General features: G+C 52.3%; 11 protein-coding genes. All 11 read right to left on the bottom strand.

Going from position 1 to position 20,055, the window contains the following annotated elements:
* Window positions 1–116: 116 nt before the first annotated feature.
* Complete coding sequence (locus I8J30_RS14175) at window positions 117–929, bottom strand: AAC(3) family N-acetyltransferase (RefSeq protein ID WP_210658672.1); 813 nt, start codon at window positions 927–929, stop codon at window positions 117–119.
* The gene (locus I8J30_RS14170) at window positions 919–1,815 is read right to left on the bottom strand and encodes a proline iminopeptidase-family hydrolase (protein ID WP_210658669.1); all 897 of its coding nucleotides are present in this window, start codon (window positions 1,813–1,815) and stop codon (window positions 919–921) included. Before I8J30_RS14170 ends, I8J30_RS14175 begins: the two co-directional genes overlap by 11 nt.
* Window positions 1,816–1,932: 117 nt before the next feature.
* Window positions 1,933–2,211, bottom strand: a complete 279-nt coding sequence (locus I8J30_RS14165; RefSeq protein WP_210658666.1) for a Rieske 2Fe-2S domain-containing protein — start codon at window positions 2,209–2,211, stop codon at window positions 1,933–1,935.
* A gap of 242 nt (window positions 2,212–2,453) precedes the next feature.
* On the bottom strand, window positions 2,454–3,770 hold the full coding sequence (locus I8J30_RS14160; protein ID WP_420831227.1) for an alpha-L-fucosidase: 1,317 nt from the start codon (window positions 3,768–3,770) through the stop codon (window positions 2,454–2,456).
* A gap of 17 nt (window positions 3,771–3,787) precedes the next feature.
* Window positions 3,788–5,767, bottom strand: a complete 1,980-nt coding sequence (locus I8J30_RS33995) for a right-handed parallel beta-helix repeat-containing protein (protein WP_210658664.1) — start codon at window positions 5,765–5,767, stop codon at window positions 3,788–3,790.
* A 7-nt stretch (window positions 5,768–5,774) separates the two neighbouring features.
* The gene (locus I8J30_RS14150; RefSeq protein WP_210658662.1) at window positions 5,775–8,690 is read right to left on the bottom strand and encodes a beta-galactosidase; all 2,916 of its coding nucleotides are present in this window, start codon (window positions 8,688–8,690) and stop codon (window positions 5,775–5,777) included.
* Between the two features lie 144 nt (window positions 8,691–8,834).
* On the bottom strand, window positions 8,835–13,451 hold the full coding sequence (locus I8J30_RS33695) for a fibronectin type III domain-containing protein (RefSeq protein WP_338044872.1): 4,617 nt from the start codon (window positions 13,449–13,451) through the stop codon (window positions 8,835–8,837).
* Window positions 13,452–13,720: 269 nt separating this feature from the next.
* Window positions 13,721–16,210 (bottom strand): glycoside hydrolase family 2 protein, encoded by a 2,490-nt coding sequence (locus I8J30_RS14140; protein WP_210658657.1) that lies wholly within the window; start codon window positions 16,208–16,210, stop codon window positions 13,721–13,723.
* Between the two features lie 94 nt (window positions 16,211–16,304).
* On the bottom strand, window positions 16,305–18,068 hold the full coding sequence (locus I8J30_RS14135; protein WP_210658655.1) for a type 2 periplasmic-binding domain-containing protein: 1,764 nt from the start codon (window positions 18,066–18,068) through the stop codon (window positions 16,305–16,307).
* A 61-nt stretch (window positions 18,069–18,129) separates the two neighbouring features.
* Window positions 18,130–19,008: a carbohydrate ABC transporter permease gene (locus tag I8J30_RS14130; RefSeq protein ID WP_210658652.1), complete on the bottom strand. Its 879-nt coding sequence runs from the start codon at window positions 19,006–19,008 to the stop codon at window positions 18,130–18,132.
* A 19-nt stretch (window positions 19,009–19,027) separates the two neighbouring features.
* Window positions 19,028–19,933, bottom strand: a complete 906-nt coding sequence (locus I8J30_RS14125; protein ID WP_091217728.1) for an ABC transporter permease subunit — start codon at window positions 19,931–19,933, stop codon at window positions 19,028–19,030.
* Window positions 19,934–20,055: the final 122 nt, after the last annotated feature.

The following is a 20,055-nucleotide window of genomic DNA, read 5'->3' as shown; positions in this document are numbered from 1 at the left end:
ACCTGACATCTAAAAATAGAACGGGAACGTTAAAATAAGCTGATTTCGCATGCAAGAAAACCCCCTATCCACTTATGGATAGGGGGTTACTGCGGTTTTTATCCTCTTAGACTTGGTTACTGTTTGCGGAAGCTAGCAAGCCGGCTTATACCGAAATCAACAAGCTCTCGCTGCGGCATAAGCTTCACCTCTGCATCTCCCAGAAAGCCCGACTTCATAGAGGCGCCGGCATGTGCATCGAACGCTGCACCAAGCTCAGCGAAGTCATCCGAATTAATGTTAATATCCGTGAACGTTACCCATTCTCTGACGCCATCCATGGCGATCGGCGCTCCTTGTGTAATCTCGCTCTTGCCCGGATAGCTTGTCCGATACTCGGCCAGATGAAGTGAAGTATTGTTGCCATGACCTACGCCAAGCAAGAGGACATAAGCCCCGCATTCGTATAGTTTGGCAAGCGGAGATTGCTCGCCAAGGCCGAAGGCCAGCGAATGGCCGGCTGTAATAAACGCGGCCTTCGGTCCGCGAGCCGCGAACGAAACCTGCGGATGCCCGCTTCGCAGCGTTCCATTTTGTTTGCGGAAGCATTCCACCAGCTGCCCCATCCCCCGCGTTACCGTAAGATCCGGCGAGAACGCAGGCGTCTCATCCCGAATCGTCTGCCACCAATCCTGCGGCACCGGAGGATTCGCCCATACCGACGGTTCGGATAAATCGCTGCTGTGTGTCGGCATAACCAGTGTACCGTCTTCGCCAAGGGCATCTTCAAGTCCCAGTACGACGGCTTCGGCGCCGCCGACAATCCATCGGTTGAACGATTTAAGCGAAGAGTGGACGAGTAAGGTCATTCCCTCTTGAACACCTATATGTCTCAAAGCTTGTGCGATAGATGTGCGAGTCAGCGGACGCTCCGTTTCATTAATAATCATGATTGCCTTCCTCATCCTCTGCCTCGCGTATAAACTGACGAACTACGTGCAAATACGCATCCGTTTCTTCCAGATAGCCCATATGCGAGCTCTCCTCGAATACATGCAGCTTGGCTCCGGGGACGAGAGATTGATAATACCGTGTCGCCTCCGGAGTCGCTTCATCATATCGGCCGCATAGGAACAATGTCGGTGCGTCGATTTCATGCAGCTGCCCCGTGACATCGTAGGTCTTCAAGCTGCCGGTCGGACAAAATTCCGACGGTCCCCACATGGACAGATAAACCTCTTTGTTCCCCTTCGGTCTGCTCTCCGCCATAATAGCCGGCCAAGGATCAAGTCTGCACACATGTCGATTGTAATAAGCTTTAATGGCTTCCCCATAGGCCTCGGAGTCCGTTGTCCCTTCTTCCTCATGCTGTGCAATAGCTTGCTGCATCTCTTCCGGCAGCCGTGCAAGCAGACGGTCCGCATCTTGTTTCCAACGAAGCGCGCTCAAGCATGGACTGGACAATATCAAGCTTCGGATCCCTTTCGGTTTCCGTTGGATGAAATAAGAGGATGCCAGCATCGTCCCCCATGAATGCCCAAGTACATGCACGTCATCCAGATGGAGCGCTTCGCGAATGCAAGCAAGCTCCTCCACGAACCGTTCGGTATGCCATAATGACGGGTCCTCAGGCCGATCGGAATTGCCGGAGCCTAACTGATCATAGAAAATAACCGGCCGCTCATCCGCTAACGCGCCTAACGCCGACATTAAGGGATCGTGCACATTACCAGGCCCGCCATGCAGGACGATAAGCGGCGTTTTCCCCGAATCGCCTACTTGCACATACCAGACTTTCCCGCCGGGTACTTCAATATATCCTTCATTAATTGTCATAACGAATTCCTCCTGCATCACATAGCGCTCTACCTAGAAAGCAGCTTTTACTTCTATTAGATCCTACCTGATTGTAGAGGAGAACTGCAACATGCAACACTGCAGCGAACGATTAGGTTAAGTTCGCTGACCCTCTTGCCGTACAATTGGTTTCATAATATCCATGTATACGTTGCCGCCGGAGACAATCGGTTCGTATAAATCAAGGCCTCTTGTCACGACATAGGTGGCATTCCCGACCCGATCAAATTGTGCGCCATGGCACGGACAATGAAAATAAGTCGATTTGTCCTTCGCCGCATTAATCTGCGCAGCAGTAGCCGGCTCAATTGTACAGCCGAGGTGCGAGTAGGCAGGTGACATGATCCGCCGCATGCCTTGATCATCTACCGCCACATAGACAAATCCTTTTACAGGTTTGGAGTTCCAAGCATCGGTAACCCTTCATTGACATTTCCGCGATGCTTTACCGCCCCGTAATAGAATAAGCCGGTCGTTCCCGCCAATGCGCCGACGACTCATAACACCCCACCCCACTATGAAAAAGAAGAACAGCATTACGATAAAAGCGCCGGCACGGATTGCTCATGCCGATTCTCCAACCGTAAATCTGCTCTTCTCCAAAACAATTCATGCAATTAATTATCTAATGCGTTCTCCGATAATTCCAGCTCTACGACCGTATTTACTTCATCCGGGAGCGAGGCACCGCTGAAGCTGATAAAAGCATCATGCGGATATTCCCAAGCATTCCATGGCGTTTCCACTTTGATTTCCGTGCCGTCTGCGAGCAGGCGTGCACGCTTGATTTTGCCATTCAATCCGCGGAAGTTAATCGGCCCCATGCCTCGATCGTAAATATGGGCGTACAAATAGTTGCCATTTTGCGTGTACCGGCCCCACTCCGGCTTTTCCAGCTTGGCTGGTCCACAGCCGTACAGGCTGCTGCCGTTGTCATCCATCCATTGGCCGACTTCGGCGAGGATCTCGAGGGATTGCCGCGGGATTTCGCCTTTCGCGTTCGGACCGACGTTCAGAAGCAGGTTTCCGCCTTTACTTACACATTCGACCAGCCCGCGAATGACGGTCTTCGGCGACTTATAGTTGTTGTCTCCCGCGCAATAACCCCAATGATCGTTCAGCGTAATACAAGCCTCCCAAGGAAGCGGTTCTCCGGCTTCATTCACGACTCCTTCCGGCGGAAGCAGCTGCTCGGGACTCATAAAGTCGCCGGCGTACACTTCGGGTTCGGCCGATTTCTTATCGCCGCCAAGCCGGTTATCAATGACGATGTCCGGCTGCAAGCCGCGCATCATCCGCACAAGCTCGGTAGCCTTCCATTTCTCCCCCGTCATGTCATCATAGGAGAAGTCGAACCACATCACATCGATCGTCCCGTAATTCGTAAGCAATTCCTTCACTTGCCCGTGCATGTACGTCAGATAGCGGTCGAATTCAATCTGATGATTCCGATAGTCTTCGTTATCACGCATCGGATGAATTTTGTCCCCGAAATGCGGATAGTCTTCATGATGCCAATCGATAATGGAATAATAGAGTCCTACGCGAAGTCCTTCCGAGCGGAATGCTTCAATATATTCGCGGATCAGATCTCTGCCTGCAGGCGTATTGGTAGCTTTATAGTCCGTCAGCTTACTGTCGAACAAACAGAAGCCGTCATGGTGCTTTGCCGTCATCACCGCATACTTCATGCCCGCAGCCTTAGCAGCTTTGGCCCATTCCTTCGGCTTGTATTTAATGGGGTTAAATTCTTCAAAGAATGGCTCATAATCCGCGACAGACAGCTTCTCCAGGCTGCGTACCCATTCCCCCCGCGCCGGAATCGCGTAGAGTCCCCAGTGGATAAACATGCCGAACCGATCGTCCATAAACCATTTCATATGCGGTGCCACGGGGCTGGTGCTTGCGCCGGTGTTCGTAGTCATGCTTGCCATCTCCATTCGTCCTCTCATTATGTTCTCTTCATTAAATTGCCATTGAATTGCTCGTATACCTCAGCAAATCGTCCGGTACAGCCTACAGTATCGAACGATAACGGGCGGATTCCGCGTGACCAAGCCAGAGAATCCGCGTCGAACGAATAGTCCCCTTCAGCAGCTCCTGTTAGGATGGGGGCAGCAAACACATTCCCTTCCAACTCTTGCAGCTCATATTCATGGATCGCTTTATAATGAAAAAACCGCTTGAAGCGTCTCGATTGCTTCCGACTAAACAACATGTTGTTCCGGAAGGAAACGATCCCATCGGACGCGGAGAACGTGCTCATGTAAGGATGCGAGTCATATTCCTCCGATATCAGACCTTCCGGATTCCCCTGCGGTGTATGAATTTCAATCGCATCCGCAAGGAGAATATTGCGTTCAAACCGCGTTCCGGAGGAATTCAACACCGAAACCACCTGCAGCCCTTGATCCATAAAAACATTGTTCTCGAAGCTGCAATCGCGCGTCATATGACTGAGCATGGGAACGCCGAGATTAACGGCCAAATTATCCTGTACGGAACAATTCGTACATTTCTCATCTAAGTAGTACGCATATCGGCGAATTTTCTCCGATGCGTTGTAGGCGGCAAAAACCGCATTACCGCTCACCGTCACATTGTCGCTATACCAGCAGACATAGATCGCGGAGCCGTCTTTCATAAATTGCATCGTGTTATACAGCAGGTTGCCGCTGATGACCGTATTCGGGCTGCTGCTGGCAATCCCGCTGTACGGCGTATTATAGATCTCGTTATGAACGAGGGTATGATTCGTTCCATCGCTGTTGACGGCGATGGAGCTCTGATACGTCAGCCCAATATCATGGATGCGCGATCGCTCCAGTCGAACCTCCTCGCCTTTCCACCTAATGCCGCCCGCTCCGGTATGATGGATATGGCACTCATGCAGATGAATCTCTTTACCGCTCAGATTAAACGCCCACCCGCCCGTATTCCGGACGGTTACGCGATCAAATACGATCTTCTGCACGTCTTCGCCGTGGATGGCGGCGCTCACGGCGATCGCCCCAAAGCCTCCTGCAGTGAGCGGCGTTGCCGCACAAGCGAAGGTTAGACCTTCGAATCGAACATCACGAGTGCCCGGCTCCAAACAGAGGATATGCTCCTTCGAAGGGACAATCAGCTGAATGCGATCCATCTCCTCGCCGGGCAGCGGCCAGTAGACCAGCTTCTCATTCGATCGGTCCAAGTACCATTGTCCCGGTTGCTTCAAGCCCTCGCGTACATTCCAAACCACATAGGTTCTTGCGTTGGCATTGCGTTCATAGAACGCGCCAGGCGGATGTCCCGGCGCTTCTAAGAAGCGAATGTCGGCTTCTTCATTATCTGACCGTATACCGGCAACACCTACAAGCGATTCATCCCATTCATGATAAATGGTCAGCTCCGCATTGCGAATGTCGAGCCAGTCCGAGACATCCTCTCTCTTCACGCGCAATGCCATCATTTCTTCATCTGTGGGCGGTCGCTTCCAACCGCCGGCGAAGGTCGACAGCCACTCTACCTTAAACTCATTCAAGTGACGGAATGCTCCCTGCTCCGGCAGTCGCGAGCGCTGTCGGAACGTCCCATCCACTTCAATGAGGCGAAAATCCAGCTCCCGATCATACACGCCGGCAATCGGTGTCGTAAGCCAATCCCCATCTCGCTGCCAGGATGTGACGGGAGCACCTCCGAACAGAATCGGCTTCTCTTGCGGATAGGCTACAATTTGAAGTCCCGCATCTTCCTTATTGAGCGTCAAGCTGACATCGTAATAGTGTCCCCCGCGAACGATAATTCGCTTCGCAGCAGCAGCTTCGGACTTCATCGCTCTTGTGCGACTCAGCGCTTCATCTAACGTCCCAACCGGCAGCTCTTCCGTGCCTGGATTGGAATCCAGCCCATTAGGCGCCACATAAATGGAGTCCATCGTCTTCGTCGTCACTCCCCAGTCACCCCTTATGAGCTTCCTTCTGCTCGAATTTCAGCTGCACGCTGCTCCAGTCACCGGCATCGCCAACCACCAACGAAGTGTTCTGGGGGTTTAAACCGAGTTCCTCGAAGATCACCAGCTCATTATCCGCCTTCATCCAGCTCCTCGGTAAATAATAACGATCCTGCGTACCGCCATAAGCCCACATGCGGCCGGCATTATGTCCGTTCAAGAAAATTTGACCTTTTTGCAGCTCTCCGATCTGGAGGTAAACAGGTCGATCACCATCCGGCAGCTTGAAATGGGTCTGCAGATAGGCTGGTTTCAATGATCTGCCTTTCCGAGCCACTCGGTTTCCGACCGGCAGCAGTACGACAAGCCCTTCTTCTTCCTTGGCTTGACCGTTCATGAGCTGCGAAGCAGAGAAATCGCCGCTTTCATCCCAAGGCTTCCACGCCCAATTTCTCAGTTCGCCGGATTGCTGTGCCACATAGACAGCCAAGTTCTCCTTCACGGCATCCGGTACGTTCTCAGCATAATGAATCCTCACCTGGAGTTTCTCGCCATCGGCAGTCGGCACGGGAAGCTGCCAAGTGATCCACCGCTTGATTTGGGAGAACATCGTCCATGGCGAATCCGGATACGATAATGGAAGCACCTCTTCCCCATTCACCGTCACCCATGCCTTCACGCCATGAATCATAATGAAGGCTTGTTGATCCGCTTGCAGCGATAGATCGAATTCGATCGCCGGAAGCGGCTCTAGTTCGCGGTAGAAGCGGTTATATAGAAAGTGAAATGCTTGCGCGGACATTGGCTGCGGGCTCGCTTCGCGGAATGTCTCGATCTGAATCCTGCGCGAACCGACGACTACCGGTCCTTGAATGCCGACAGCAATCGGTACATCGTAATTGTGACCGAGATCGTCGGATAAGAAGACGAAGCGGTTCGTGCCCTTCTTCAGCGTTACCGTAATTTCCTCGAACGCCCAATCCGCAGGATGCCCGTATTCGTCTCTCATGCGAACGGATCGGCGCTCTGCATGAATGCCGCATAATTGTCCATTCACATACACCGTTGCTCGGGTTGGCGTATGACTTAGCAGCATCGTCTCAACGCCGTCTTTGTCCCATTCCAGCTCCGCACTGTACCAGAGATACCCTTGAACGACACCTAAATCCTCATGGGAATGAGGCTTATCGAGTGCGGTCCAACCAGCTGATGCTGAGTCTACTCCGGCATGAATCTCCGGACAAGGAGCTATTTTCCATGAATCAAGCTCTGGCAAGGTAATTTGCAACGCCTTATGCGTAAAGGAGTGACTGACCGGAAGACCGGCTGCATCCAGATAAACCACATCAGGCGTCCCAGCGCTTACCCGGATATCAAGTGCACCATCACTCAGCAGCTCAGCCACGTAATCAGGGCCAAAAACGATCTGCTCTTCGACGATCCAGCATCTACTGGCCAACTCTTCATCAACAACGATCACATTAATGCCATCGATAACCGTGTGCAGTACTTTCCTCCGCTTAACGGACAGATCGTACTCCAGCCCGTTTACACTAATCACGCCGTCCGTTCCGGCAGGACCGTATAAGAGAAGAGCTTTCTTCGCTTCATGGCAAGCCAGCAGGCATAGGCTGCTGTAATTGACCGTCACGCCATTGCCGGCCGAAGCACCAAACAGCTGCAGCTCCACCGGAATAACCGCGGCGGCTACCTCGCCCAGATGAACCGTCAGCTGCTTGCCGTTTTTGGTCGTGATCGGTAGTTCCCGCTTCGCATCAGCTGTGGACACATAGGCAAGCGAACCTCTGTCGCTCTCACGGACAATCAGCCGCACGCCTTCCTCGCATGTCAGGCCACCGCGATCCTGAAGCTCTGTGCTGTCCATGATATAATCGCTGAAATGCGAGATAAACAAATTCGCCGGCCGCACCGCATAATATTTGTCCGTCAGCTTCCCGCCTTCACCGACAGGGTAGCCGGAGGCATACGAGGTAGCGATGTTGTTGCCGCCCCAGAACCCGAAGTTCGTTCCGCCCTCGAACATGTAATAACAAACCTGCGTGGCAGATGACGTATACTCGTAGACCGCCCGCGCCAGATCGAGCCGGTTCGGCCAGTCGCTGACTTGATTGCCCCAATAGATCGGCGCTCCGCACCAGAATTCTGTCGTAATCAACGGCGCGTTAGGCTGCTTACTCTTAAGATCGTATACAGGCTCAACCTCAACATGATGGTTGTAGGTCAGAATCATGCTCTCATCGATAAGCTGATCAGCAGCGTCCGTGGAATCGTTGATCTTAACGGTCGTTGGGGTAGCGCCATGGACATTACAAGCCAGAATCGGAATATTGATGCCATGTCCATAATAAATTTCATTGATTTTATAGAGATAACGGCGCATGGATTCATCCCAGCCGCCCGGATACTCATTCTCGTTCTGAATCGTGATAACAGGTCCGCCTCGCGTAATCTGGCGTTCGCTAATGATCGGAATGAGCTGATCGAACCAGCTTTCCACGGCAGCCATGTAGACCGGATCGTCTTCACGGAAACGGAGAACCGGATTCGCGCACAGCCAGGCCGGTATTCCGCCGCCATCCCATTCACTGCAAATATAAGGGCCGGGCCGCAGCATCGCATACATGCCCAGTTCCCCGATGAGGTCGATGTAGGCTGCAAGATCCTTATCGCCCGCGAAATCGACCTGACCTTCCTTCAACTCATGAAAATTCCAGGCCACATACGTGCAAATCGTATTCAAACCGGCACGTTTAGCCCGGAGCAGCACCTCTCTCCATTCCTTGCGCGGATGACGGAAATAATGAATCTCACCGCCTATAATCCAGATCCGCTCGCCGTCCTTCATAAATGATTTGCCGTCATACGTCAGCTTCATCCTTACACCTCTATCTTCAATAGTCATGGAATCCCACTCTCACACTTTCGAGTATACGAGCCGGAAGCTGGACCAAATATGAAGTTATCTACGATTTTTGGACGAAATCCGCACTGGGTAAACAGAAAAAACGGTTGGTGCACGAATGCACCAACCGTTTCCCGCCTGCCGTTACTGCGAGATCTGAATTTTATCGAATGAAGCCACGCCGGAGTACCACATGTTGGTGACATACGAAATCTGTGAAACGCTGGTCGCTGAGGCCATGACAGGTACATTCGTTAATACGGACGTCCCGTTAATCGATAGATTAAACGTTCCTGCCGTCAAATTCACAACGAGACGGACATCGTACCATTGGTTCGCCGCATACGACATTGACGTATCCGTCCATGCGATGCTTGAGCTGACATAGCCGAATTTCCCGTTCTCCCGGAAGGCGAACTGCACGATCGGTGTTCCGCTGCTGTTTAGCAGCACAGGGCCGGCGATAAGCGCGTTCGTTTGATTCGCTTTCATCCGCGTATCGATCGTTACCGTTCCCGAAGCGGATGTGAACGACTTAACGGCGCTGACGTCAGCGATTCCGTAGTTGGATTGCGTCAAGGTCAATGCACGATTCGTCGTGTTGGCTCCATCGGCAACTTGCTGTACCGATGCTCCGCCTCCGGAAGTGCCAACCGTCCAGCCGGCAGGCATTTGCCCGATCGTTGTCGTATCAAACAGCTCTGCGAAGATATTTGTTTTGGCATTAACCGAACCGCTCGGAGCCGACAGATTCGTTGCGGCATCATACGCTTTGACCGTATACGCGTACGTAGTATTCGCCGTCAATCCGCTGTCCGTAAAGCCGGTACCTGAAGCAGTGCCGACTTCGGTTCCATTGCGGTAAACCTTGTATCCGGTCACGCCTACATTATCGGTCGACGCCGTCCAGGTTAACGATGCGGTTGAAGCCGTCACCGAAGCTGCCGTCAGCCCTGTTGGTGCCGTCGGCGCTTGCGTATCCCCGGTACCGACTTGAATGTTGTCGTAAGAAGCGATACCCGTGTACCACATGTTCGATGAGAAATTTATTTGCGACAGATTGCTGGATGAGGCCATAACAGGCACATTCGTTAACACAGCTGTACCATTGATCGTCACGCTAAACGTTCCAGCCGTCAGATTTACAACAATATGAACGTCGTACCATTGATTCGCAGCATACGTCATCGTCGTGTCCGTCCATGCCATGCTCGAGCTAACGTAGGCAAATTTTCCGTTGTCACGGAAGCCGAGCTGCACGATCGGAGTACCGCTGCTGTTCGACAAGACTGGGCTTGCGGTGAGCGCGCTCGTCTGATTCGCCTTCATCCGCATGTCGATTGTGACCGACCCCGTTGCTGCGCTGAACGACTTCGTCGCGCTGACATCCGCAACGCCATAGTTAGCTGACGATTGCGTTAAAGTCAGTGCGCGATTCGTCGTGTTGGCGCCATCAGCGACTTGTTGCACGGACACAGCACCGCCTGCCGTGTTGACTGTCCAGCCGGCGGGCATCTGCCCGATTGTCGTGCTTTCGAAGTTCTCCGAATAGCCGCTCGAACCGGCACTCGTAGTTGCGTTAACCGAGCTGCTGGCCGCTGATAGATTGGTCGCGGCATCGGTTGCTTTTACCGTATACGTATAGGTCGTGCTTGCCGTCAATCCCGTATCCGTGAAGCCGGTTCCGGTTGGCGTACCCACCTGTACACCGTTTCGGTAAACGATATAGCCCGTTACACCGACGTTATCCGTCGATGCCGTCCACGTCAGCGATGCGGTTGTATCCGTTACAGAAGCTACGGCGAGGCTTGTTGGCGCACTTGGAGCAGTCGTGTCACTGCCCGATAATGCCGTCGTCGCGGACATCATAACGTCGTCGACGAAAGCATAACCGCCGGTCGTCGGTTTCAGCCCGTAAATCGTCGCACTCGTATTCGCGGCTCCGGTTGTAAAGGTGAACGTCTTATTCACCCATGACGTTGTGGTGTTCTCTTGGTAAGTGTCGCTGCCGCCATAATTTTTAACGCCAAGCCGGACCGTTTGCCCGGAGGAGCCGGCCCGCAAATAACCGGAAAGCTCATAGGTCGTATTAGGCGTCAAACCCGTGATCGTCTGCTCGATTCCGTCTGCCCCAGAGCCCAGGCTCGCGCCGGTCTCGTAAGTGAACCTGCTCGACACCTTGCCTCCTGCGTAGTCATAGGCAGGCTGCGCCGTCTGTGAATTGGTCTTGGTCCAGCCATATAAACTATCCATGGCCGCATGCCGCATCCGGTTCATATCCAGGCTGCCGTTCACCACCAAATTCTTATAATCGGTATCAACCAGCTGATAAGCAGGACTTGGCGGGCTGGCGAAATTATGGCCTGCCGTCCAGCTCGCGCCGCCGTATTCATATGCCCCCGCATCCGGTGCGGTACCGGTAAATCCATCCGTAATTCCTCTGATCGGCAATCCGATATCCTTGGCTCCAGAACCGGACTGCAGCTGGAAATCATTCGTCGCAGTATTCACGTATAGCGGGGAACCGGAAGTCATATTGTTGCTGAAAACCGCGCCGATGGCGGAAGCGCCCGTGCCGAACTCTTGCAGCGCTATGTTGTTGGCAATCCGATCCTTGTAAGCATCAATGCCATAAGTCGGTTCTGAAATCCGGATACCGGAGAAGTTATGCGTCGTGTTGTTATAGACCATGACATAGTCAGAGAGATGATTGACGATAACGCCAACCCAGGACAAATTCCACGTTACGTTCTTGTACACCAAGGCATTCGCCGATGATTCATCCAAGTAGATCCCGCCGGTCCAACCGCCTGATCCATTGGCATCCGCATTCGCACGGCTGACGGAATCATGCCAGAAGTTGTGATGAATCTCGGAGTTCCCCAGATCATTATGGGCCGTATACAACATCCCGGTATCCTTGGCAAAATAATTCCCATGATGGAAATCGTTATATTGGATGACCGTCGCGAAGAATTCACCGCCAATAAGCGATCTTCCTGAATTATAAACCGTATTATGGCTGATCAGATGGCCTCTGCCGGTAATATCGACGACGGAGTTGAAGACGATCGGCCCATACGTGCCGTCATGGATCGAGTTATTAATGAGCTTGTTATTATCGCCTTCTATGGTCACGATCGCACCTGATGAATATTGCAGCTCACTGTTCTTCAGCGTATTGTTCGTTCCGCACAGACACACCCCTGCCGAGTAGGTGATGGCGCGGTTGAACTCCGATACGTATTTGGCATTGATGCCGTCGATGACATTGTTCGAACCGTCGGTGGTATCAATGGCCGCTGCGAACAGCTTCACGTTCTTGATGACGATATTGGATTTGCCGGACAAGTCAAAAGCCAAGTTCCTCGCTTTATACTCAACCGTATGGGATGCCGGGCTATTGCTTGCCGTAGTGCGCAAGTACAGCTGCCCGGCTGTTTTGTCGTAATACCATTCCCCCGGATAATCGAGCGCGGCAAGCTTGCCCATAATAAAATATTCCGCCGCTCCATACCCCCAGTTCGATAGATCGATGACGCTGCCCGGAGGCATTTCTTTGCGGAACACGAGATATGCCGTACCTGCGCTTGTCAGCTTCACATCGGCCGAGTATGTGAAATCTTTGGCGGTCGTCGTCGACTCATACCATGCCGTTGTTCCTGAAGTTTGAGGCTGGGTATAGCCGAGCAAGGTCGCTCCGCTTGGTTTCCAGTACCCGGACGCTTCCGGTGCGTACCAGCCTTTGATGTTACTGGTGAAAGAAGCCGCCTCCCGGCCGGTCGCTTGATTCGGATCCTGACTCGCAATGGTTGCGTTCACGTTCGTGAACTCCGCCTTCGCCGCAGTCGCAGAACTGTTCGATTCCACGCCTAATCCGAAGCTGCCTTCTTTCAGATTCGTATCGGTCGCCGTAATGACAGGTGAGGCTCCATTGTTCAGATAGACATTAATGGTGCTGCCCGAAGTCGTGACCTTCAGATTGTAAGTCGTGTTTTGCGCGATGGTCACATTGTAAGAGCCTAACACGGCCCCGCCTACGCCAAGCAGTTTGAGCGTGTTATCGTAGGTGGAAAATTTAAGGCTGTATGCATTTTGCGAGGTTTTGAGATTCAAATTGCCGGGGGTATACGTGGTTGCCAGCGCGTTACTGAAGTTCCATTCGCCGGAATCCTCCACGAAGACGGAAGCATTATCCCAATAGCCGGCAGCCTGTGTCAGATTGGCGGAATCGACAAGCAGTCCGCGGTTTGAAGTGTTGTTGTACTGATAGAGGGCCGGATCGTAGAGATTACCGACGGCTGTATTCGGGGATCGGGCCAAATTGTTGGCAATGCCATCGACATAGACGGAATCCAGGTAGTCGCCCATCGGCAAGGTTGCGCTCGCCTTGTAGATACTGCCGGAGTGAACCGACCATGAGCCCGTTACGAGATTCGCGCCGCTGATCGTAACATCTGCGCCGGTATCCGGCTGAAACGTAATCTCATTGCCCGGCGTGCCGGAATTCGTCGGTTTTACCGTTTCGCGATATACGCCGGTACGAATTTTGGCTGTGTCGCCCGCTGTCATGATGCTTGCCGCTTTGCTGATTGTTTTCCACGGACTGCCCGTACTGCCTGTACCGGTTGTGTCGCTGCCGTTTACGCCATCGACATAGTACGTGTTGCCTGCTGCGGATACCTTCTGCGGGGCCGCCGTAACATAACCGGTCAGCAGCAAAGCCGCAATCAGAAGATACGAGATGAACCTTCTCCTCATCAATTACACCCTTTCCTCACTCAAGATTGTATCTCAACCCCCTCAAACCGCAGGCTTGAAATCAGCAGCCATCCTACCTTTGAATCCACCTGCCTCTTCTGACTTAATAAACTATGTATCTTCGTTGGCTAAGATTGAAAACGCTTTCTTCGACAAATAAAAGTATAGCGCTTCGAGGCAGTTTGGTGAAATGAAGATTTCTACTGTTTTTGGACATTTAAAAATAGGCGGGAGTACGCACCGTTCGCGCACTCCCGCCCAACACCACATTATTCAACTAAATTGCCTACATACCGGACAGCCGGCAGTGCCCGATCCTCCGGCCACGGAATCCGATAAGCCATCCCCGGCCAGATATCGAAGAAGTTATCCGAAAGCGGCTCGGTTCCATCCAAATCGATGCAAACGCCCCATGCAAAGACGTCACTGCGGAACACCGCATATGAATCCTCTCTAACCACTTCAATATGCGGTTTATCCCATCTCATCTCCACAAATCGAGGCAAAATGAGCCGATTCCGCGCCACTGTGTCCTCTTGCTCATTCAGCAGCCTTGCGAAAACAGCCGTATCGGAAATGCCCGCTTCTTCCCACTGCGCATCGCTGAATTCCATCACGCATACCGACGTATTCGGCGGCAATTCCACTTTCAGACGCTCATCCATTACATACGCGCCGGAGAATCGGAACAAACCGACCTGCAGCTCCCCGACCCATGTCTGTTCGGTTTCGTTAATGCCGAATATGCGAACCGTCTGCCCCTCCTTGGCTGCCACGACGGAAATCGGCTGGAAAGCCCGCTTTACCGGATAGAACGCAGGGGTTCGGTTCAAATAATAATCGACGACTGTCCAGCTGCGCGTCGCCGGCCAACAATCATTGAACATCCAGAAGATCGCCGATGCGCAGTCGAACATGCGCCGCCGGAAATTATCGATATACTCCCGCAAGCCCTCCCCTTGAATCAAGCCGCCATAATAGACGAACTGCTCAATAGACATGCTGCGCGGATCAAGCCCGATCCAATCGCTGATCTGCTTATCCGGTGCCGATAACGCAAACCAAGAATCTACCGCGTTATCATGCTGCTGCCAAGCATAGGAGAGCACGGATCCTCCGCCCTCAGGCAGACAGGCATTCGTGGCAGGCAGACTTGTCGTACCCAGAATGCCGCCTTCATTCGGGAATCGGCAGATCATCTCGCGATAATCACGGAAATCGTTATTTTCAAAACCAACCGTCCATGGATGTTGATCACCGCGATCATTCGCGTTCGGATACTGATGATCCGGCGAGAACGGGCTGCTCGGCTGATAATACCTGCCAGGGTCCTCCTCCTGCACGATGCGCGGAAGAATATGATGGTAGAGGGCATAGTCCGGATAGATAATGCCTTCTTCCCGGTAGAAAGTATGCCACTCGTTCTCATTGTTTCCGCAGTACATCACGAGGCTCGGATGATGCGCAAGCCGCCGAACATTATGGATGGCTTCCTGCTTCACGTTGCTCATGAATGAAGCATCCGTCACCGGATAGTCCGCGCAGGCGAACACAAAGTCCTGCCAGACCATAATGCCATGATCATCGCACGACTCGTAGAAGTCATCCGTTTCGTAGATGCCGCCGCCCCAAACGCGCAGGAAATTGAAGTTCGCTTCCAGCGCACGGCTGATCAGCCCTTCGTATCGAGCACGGTCTGCGCGTTGAAATATCATATCCGGCGGGATCGCATTCGCGCCTTTGGCGAACACCGGACGATCGTTGACCTCCAGATAGAAATAGCTGCCTCCGGACGGATGCGGATCTTGGTTGATCCGCAGCTTGCGGAATCCTATTCGCTTCGAGCGTTTCCCGGCAAGCTCGTCCGCAGCATGAAGTTCGACCTCTACACTAGCCAGATGCTGCTCCCCATGACCTGCCGGCCACCACAGCTTCGGCTTCGCTACCGTGCACTTCGCTTCGAGCCGCTGCATACCCGGTTCAATCGTATAGTCAAACGACTGAACGGCACTCGTTTCCTCGCCGATTCGAACCGTCAATTTACCTGATACGGGATTCTCCCCGCAGCCCTCTACGAATGCGCGAACAGTCACTACCGCTTCATCCATCGTTTCATTGACCTCAGACAACACTACAACATCATCGAGCCGCACGCTTGTCGCCCATTCAAGCGCAACAGGCTTATGAATGCCAACATTTACAAGGCGCGTTGACCAGTCCCAGCCAAATGAGCTTTGCGGCTTGCGAAGCCAAATCCGCTTATGGAGCTCATGGTCCTGCGAGTTCTCATAGTAGCCTTCGATGGATTTGTTCCCAGCCATATGTAATCCGCTGTCGAGTACGATGACGAGCAAGTTCTCCTTGCGCAGCTTACCGGTCACGGCTACCTTGCATGGACGATAGAAATTGGCGTGCTCGCCGATCAGCTCTTCGTTCAGATAAATTTTCGCATGATAATCCAGCCCTTCGAAAATCAACCAAGCATGATTGCTGATCGCTTCCTCGGAAGCCGCGAAGCTTCTTCTGTAGCTCCAGAGATTCTCCCCCACCCACCGAGCGGACAAGGCGTTCAGTCCTTCCGTCGGTTCCTCAATCAGTCCTTGCTTCATTAACTCGAGGTGGACTTCGCTCGGGACGGTTGCGTCCATCCACTTTGCGGCATCCGTTTCAAATAGGTGATGCGTCTTCACCGCACCGCGCTGTCCGTCCGCTCCGCGCAGCTTCCATGCCCCGTTCAGTTCCTGTCTGCCAATCCCCATGTTCGTCCCCTCTCTGGAAACGGCAAAAAACACAGGCGCCGGACAAGTTGAATCCTCTGTCCGGCGCTGCATGTTTTAAGCCAGCATAAGCCGCTTATTCAAATTTTGCTTTTGCCTCGTCGAAAGCTTTCAGCTGCCATTGGTAGAACTCCTCAGCGCCAGCTTCGTTCAGCTTATCGATCAGCTTCTGCTGTCTTGCTTTGTAATCTTCATCGTTCTTCGCATGCAGGACGATATCCGGAATGCCTTTCGTAATCAGGTCATCCAGCTTCGTTTGAATCCGTTTGATATCTTCCGGCGGCGGAGCCATTGCAGCCTGCACGTCTTGCGGAATGACATCAAGCGTTTTTACTTTGCCTTCATCGGCATACTTCTTGTATGCTGCGGCAGGATAAGCAACGCCATAGTGCTCGGAATAATCTTTGTTAAGCGAGTTGAGCTTCGTTGCATACACTTCAGGCGAGTTGAACAGGTTGACCGGGAAGCCGTCGCTCAGAACCGTATTGTCGGAGAGACCTTGTTGGTTCGCCATCATGTTAATGCCCGTTTTCTTCCAAGGGTCGCCGCCCGCTGCTGCCAGTGCTACAACTTCCGGCTTCATTTGCGGTTTGCCGTCTACCACATCCCAGTGAACGCCTTGAACGCCGCTTTCGATCAGACGGGAACCTTGCTCAGAGGATAGGAAGTTGATCAAATCCATAGCGCGCGCCGGATCTTTACAGTTCGACGTAATCGCCCAAGCACGGTCGCCCCAGCCTGCGATTGTCGAGCCGCCGGTCCATGCAAAACCCCAATCCAGCGGAATCGTCACGAAACCTTTGTCCGGACCTTCTTTCAGAAGCTCACCGTTCGCTGCTTGGAACGGCCATGTTGCGATCGCATTAAGCAGTGTACCTTGGGAAGCCTTCGTTACGAGATCTTCGTATTTAGCCGTGAATGCATCCGGATCGAGGATGCCTTTTTGTTTCGCTTTGTACAAGAACTCCGATGTGGACCAGAAGCTGCTCTTCGGCACATCCGTGTAATTATTGACGACAGGGTCGCCAGGGTTTGTCAGAAGTCCCATACCGCTAAGGCCCCAAGTGCCCCAGTCATTCCAAATGGCCGTACCGTATACTTTCTTGCCATCCGGGGATTTCGGGTGCTTCGCGACCATATCAGCCAGGATGTTTACCATGTCATCGATATTTTTCACTTCCGGATAGCCAAGCTCCTTGTAGTAATCCCAACGAACGTTAAAGCCGATTTGTTGGTCGAAGCCCCAGCCCGCGTTACCGATTTGAACCGGAACGACATACAGTTGACCGGTGTCATTGCTCCAGAACTTCTTGCTGTACGCGATACTTTTCTCGAAGATCGGCTTCTGGATGTCAGGTCCGTTCGAAGCTACCAAATCGTCCAGCGGAATGATGTTTTTCCCTTCGATCAGCTGCTTCAAATAAGTCGTTCCGACGTTCTTCACTTGAATGATATCCGGCAAATCGCCGCCTGCGAGCTGTACTTTGAATTTCTCTTCATCGAACGTTTCGAGATCCATCGTAACGCCCGTTTGTTTCGTAATTTCGTTGTATACCTCGGTGTTCTCAAAGTCCTTTGTCGTGCTGTTTACTTGAACCTTCAACGTAACAGGCGCTTTGGCAGGCTCTGTCGACTCATTGGTCGCGGCTGCATCATCTGTAGCTGCGGCGTTGTTCGTTGTTGCTTCTGTGTTAGTTGCCGTTTCGTTCGCTGCAGGTGCATTCGTCGCAGCTGTATTGTTCGCATTATTCGATGAGTTTCCACCGCAGCCCGACAATACAACCAGCATAGCGGCCAGCATCATTGCTGCCTTGCCGCGTAATGCTTTGTTCCCCTTCATACCATGACCTCCCGAATTTAAGTTCTATGATGATAGCCTCTATGAGCTATTGCATCCTGAATTACCCTTTGATCGCACCCAGCATGAGTCCCTTGACAAAATAACGCTGCAAGAACGGGTACACCAGCATAACCGGCAGCGTGACGACCATCGTAATCGTGATGCGAATCGAATCCGGCGATATTTTGGAAGCCAGGCCGCGATTTAAATCCTGCATGTTGCTGCTTGCCACAATGCGCTGCGCGTCGGTCAAATAATTGTACAGAATCAGCTGCAGCGTCTGCAGATTATCACTTGAGACGAGGAAGTAGTTGTCATACCAGGTATTCCACTGCCCCACCGAAGCGAATACGGCAATGGTGGCGACAATTGGCATCGAGAGCGGGAAGATGACATTCGTGAAGATTTTAAAATGACCGGCGCCGTCGATCATGGCGGACTCTTCCAGCGCTTGCGGCAGCTGCTCAATGAACGTCTTCAGCAGGACCACATAATAAGCGACAACTGCACCAGGCAGAATGTAGAGCAAGAAGTTATTTTTCAAACCGAGCTCCTTCATCGTGATGTACCACGGAATCAGACCGGCGTTGAAATACATTGTAATGACAAGGAAGCGATAAATATATTTGCGCAGATACAGCTCGTTCTTCGTCACGGCATAAGCAAACCATGTGCAGCATGCGATGGTAAGCGCAGTTCCGATAACCGTACGCAGCACGGATATGCCGAACGAATGAAGCATATTATCGAGTTTGAAGATCGTCGTATAGTTGACGATTGACAGCCCCCTCGGGACTAGAAACACGCCTTTGAGCGCCTGCTGCGGATCGCTGAACGAATAAATCAAGATATAGTAGAACGGGTATATGCACATGAGAGTAAATAGGATTTGAACGGTGTAGTTGAAGATATCGAATAGGTTGGAAGAATCTTTTTTCATTGGTCGTCATTACCTCCAGCTAGAATACCGAATGGCCTCTTATTTTCTTGGACAGTGCATTCATCGAGAACAACAGCAGAATGCTGATAATGGATTTGGCAATTCCGATTGCCGTACCGAAGGAGATGTCGCCTGTCGTAATCCCGACGCGGTAGACGTAGTAATCAAGTGCCTCGATCCGGTCTGCTACAAGGGAATTGTAGAAGACGAAGTTTTGCTCGAAGCCCGAGGCTCCGTTAGATAGGACGCTGGCAATGTTGAGCAGCAGAAGGACGAAGAAGGTTGGCATAATTCCCGGAACCGTGATCGCCATAATGCGTTGAAACCTGCCGGCTCCATCTACCTTCGCGGCATCGTACAGCTCAGGATCGATGCCTGCTATCGCGGCCAAGTAGATAATGGCTCCCCAGCCTAAGCTCTTCCAGATCGTCACGCCGGTCTGGAACCACCATGTCGCAGCGGAATTGCCAAGCACGGTCGTCGGTTCATCGATGATGTGGAGTCTCATTAAGACTTCATTGAGCAAGCCGCCGGAGGAGAACATGAAGAAGGCCAGCGAGTACACGATGATCCAGCTAATGAAATTCGGCAGCGTTGTCAATGTCTGCACGACTTTCCGAAAGCGCTTGCTGTTCAGCTCGTTAAGCATGATCGCGAAGATAACCGATAGCGGTGAAGCCAGAATGGATAATAAACTGAGTGCGAGCGTATTGGTTAAAACACGGAATAGATCCTCTTTCTCCTCGATCGCCCAGCGGAAGAACTTCAGTCCGACAAACGGCGTCTGCGAGAGCGGAATGCCTGGTTTGTAGTCGTAGAAGGCGTACACCCATCCGAACAATGGAATGTAGTTGAAGACGAACACCAGAAGGATAAACGGGATAACCATCAGAAACAATGTGACTCGGCTTGCTTTCCATTTCATCTCTCTTATCACTCCATCTCTTTTTCTATCCTCAGTATAAGAAATCGCTAACGGCGTAAATATGAAGTTTTCTACGATTTTTGGACTAAAATAGGCTCCCCCGCGGCAGCTGAACGCTGCTT

Origin of the sequence: Paenibacillus lignilyticus, assembly GCF_017942085.1 — a bacterium.
Classification (GTDB): Bacteria; Bacillota; Bacilli; order Paenibacillales; family Paenibacillaceae; genus Paenibacillus_Z; species Paenibacillus_Z lignilyticus.
This window is presented reverse-complemented; position numbering and strand designations above follow the sequence as displayed.